This is a genomic window from Allobosea sp. CER48 (assembly GCF_044752385.1).
Taxonomy (GTDB): domain Bacteria; phylum Pseudomonadota; class Alphaproteobacteria; order Rhizobiales; family Beijerinckiaceae; genus Allobosea.
Window position 1 is genome coordinate 1 of record NZ_JBIWYK010000519.1, and the last position, 2,007, is coordinate 2,007.

General features: G+C 68.9%; 4 protein-coding genes. 2 read left to right on the forward strand and 2 right to left on the reverse strand.

Going from position 1 to position 2,007, the window contains the following annotated elements; translation table 11 throughout:
* Both ACIPIA_RS15035 and ACIPIA_RS15040 read right to left on the reverse strand, forming a co-directional pair.
* Positions 1-402, reverse strand: a 402-nt coding sequence (locus ACIPIA_RS15035) for a methyltransferase (protein ID WP_400510713.1), incomplete at its 3' end; no start/stop codon positions are given.
* Positions 395-694, reverse strand: coding sequence for a putative signal transducing protein (locus tag ACIPIA_RS15040; protein WP_400510714.1), 300 nt, complete (start codon positions 692-694; stop codon positions 395-397). The genes ACIPIA_RS15040 and ACIPIA_RS15035, both read right to left, overlap by 8 nt.
* Before the next feature lie 65 nt (positions 695-759).
* Here ACIPIA_RS15040 and ACIPIA_RS15045 point away from each other — a divergent pair, with 65 nt between their 5' ends.
* Positions 760-1,776 (forward strand): polyprenyl synthetase family protein, encoded by a 1,017-nt coding sequence (locus tag ACIPIA_RS15045; protein WP_400510715.1) that lies wholly within the window; start codon positions 760-762, stop codon positions 1,774-1,776.
* Positions 1,773-2,007, forward strand: a 235-nt coding sequence (locus tag ACIPIA_RS15050) for an NUDIX hydrolase (protein WP_465246964.1), incomplete at its 3' end; no start/stop codon positions are given. The genes ACIPIA_RS15045 and ACIPIA_RS15050, both read left to right, overlap by 4 nt.

A 2,007-nucleotide genomic window follows, 5' to 3' on the forward strand; every position in this document is an offset into this window, starting at 1 on the left:
TGGCGGGTTCATCGCGACCGCGTCGAAGGAAGCCGCCTCCAGCCCGGCCGCGGCGAGTTGCACGGCCGGGGCCGTGACGTCCCCGGCAATGACGGCCGCGCGATCCGCCAGACCGTTGAGCGAGACGTTCAGCTTCGCCAGGGCCGCTATGTCCGGGTCCCGCTCCAGCAGGGCGATACGCAGGCCGGGTTGCAGCAACGCGGCCGTCAGGCCGATCGTCCCGACACCCGAGCCGATGTCGAGCAGCGTCCCGCCGCCGAGTTCGGGCAGCGCCGCTGCGAGCAGGATCGCGTCGCTGCCGGCGCGATGTCCCTTGCGCGGCTGGCGCAACAGGAGCCTGCCGTCGAGCAGCCGGTCCTCGACGATCTCGCCCAGTGCGGAGGCGGCTTCCGCCTCACTCATCGCGCAACTCGGCGCCGTAGCCGGCCTCGACCAGCAGCGCGCGCGCCCGGCGCTTATCGGCCTCGCGCACCAGGAGGCGGCGCGGGAAGGCGCCGATCATGCCTTCGAGCGCGCTGATGTGCTGGTCGGCGACCAGGCAATCGAGCCCGGCCGATTCCAGCAGGGCCTCGACAGCGCCGAGCAGGATCAGGTCATTGGTGCGGATCAGTTCGTGCATCGTCCCATGGAGCCCAAGCCGGGCGCTTCGCGCAAGCTGCGGCGTCACGACGGTTTGCAGGGGCTGGCGCAGCATGCAACGGTTGTGGCATGGCTGGCGGGCGCCGCGCCGGCGCCAGGATCAGACCCGGAGTGCGTTCAGTGGGCGTTGTCATCTCCCTCGAAGAACGGGAATCGAATCAGGCGAGCATCGAGCCGCTGGTCGCGCTGACGCGCGCCGACATGGAGCGGGTCAATGCGATGATCCTGTCGCGTACCGGCTCCGAGGTCACGATGATCCCGGAGGTCGCGAATCACCTGATCTCTTCCGGCGGCAAGCGCCTGCGGCCGATGCTGACGCTCGCCATGGCCGGGCTCTGCGGCTACCAGGGCGAAGGCCATGTCAAGCTCGCGGCCTCCGTCGAATTCATGCACACCGCGACGCTGCTGCATGACGACGTCGTCGACGAGAGCGACATGCGCCGTGGCAAGCTCGCCGCCCGCATGCTCTGGGGCAACGAGGCCAGCGTGCTGGTCGGCGACTTCCTGCTCGGCCAGGCCTTCAAGATGATGGTCGAGGTCGGCTCGCTGCGCGCGCTCGACATCCTTTCGACCGCGGCCGCGGTCATCGCCGAAGGCGAGGTCCTGCAGCTCTCCGTGGCCAAGAACACCGAGACGACCGAGGACGAATATCTGGCGGTGATCCGCGGCAAGACGGCGGAGCTCTTCGCCGCCGCCTGCGAGGTCGGCCCGGTGATCGCCAATTCCTCCAAGGCCGATGCCGCCGCCTGCCGCAGCTACGGACTCAATCTCGGCATCGCCTTCCAGCTCATCGACGACGCGCTCGACTATGGCGGCGTCGCGGCCAAGCTCGGCAAGAACACGGGCGACGACTTCCGCGAGGGCAAGATCACCCTGCCCGTCGTGCTCTCCTTCCGCCGCGGCGACGAGGCGGAGCGCGCCTTCTGGAAGCGCACGCTGCAGGATGGCGAGATCCGGGACGGCGACCTCGAGGAAGCGCAGTCGATAATGCGCCGGCACAAGGCGCTGGACGACACCATCGCGCGCGCCGAGCACTATGCCCGCATGGCCAAGGATGCGCTCGGCCTCTTCCCGGCCTCGGCAATGAAGCAGGCGCTCAATGCCGCCGTCGATTTCTGCGTGGCGCGGGCGCATTGAGCCGGAGGCCGGGCAGGGCTGCCCAGGAAGGCGCCACGCCCGAGATCGAGACGCTGTCGTCGAGGCTCGTCTATGAAAACCGCTGGATGAAGCTCCGCGAGGACCGGATTCGGCGGCAGGACGGGTCGGAAGGCATCTATGGCGTCGTCGACAAGCCCGATTTCGTCGCCATCGCCGCGCTCGACGAGGACGGCTGCCTCCATCTGGTCGAGCAATATCGCTATCCGGTCG

What these genes read in the sequence shown, in the direction of transcription:
- ACIPIA_RS15040 (WP_400510714.1), bottom strand. Translation starts at nt 694, where the DNA reads ATGCTGCGCCAGCCCCTGCAAACCGTCGTGACGCCGCAGCTTGCGCGA.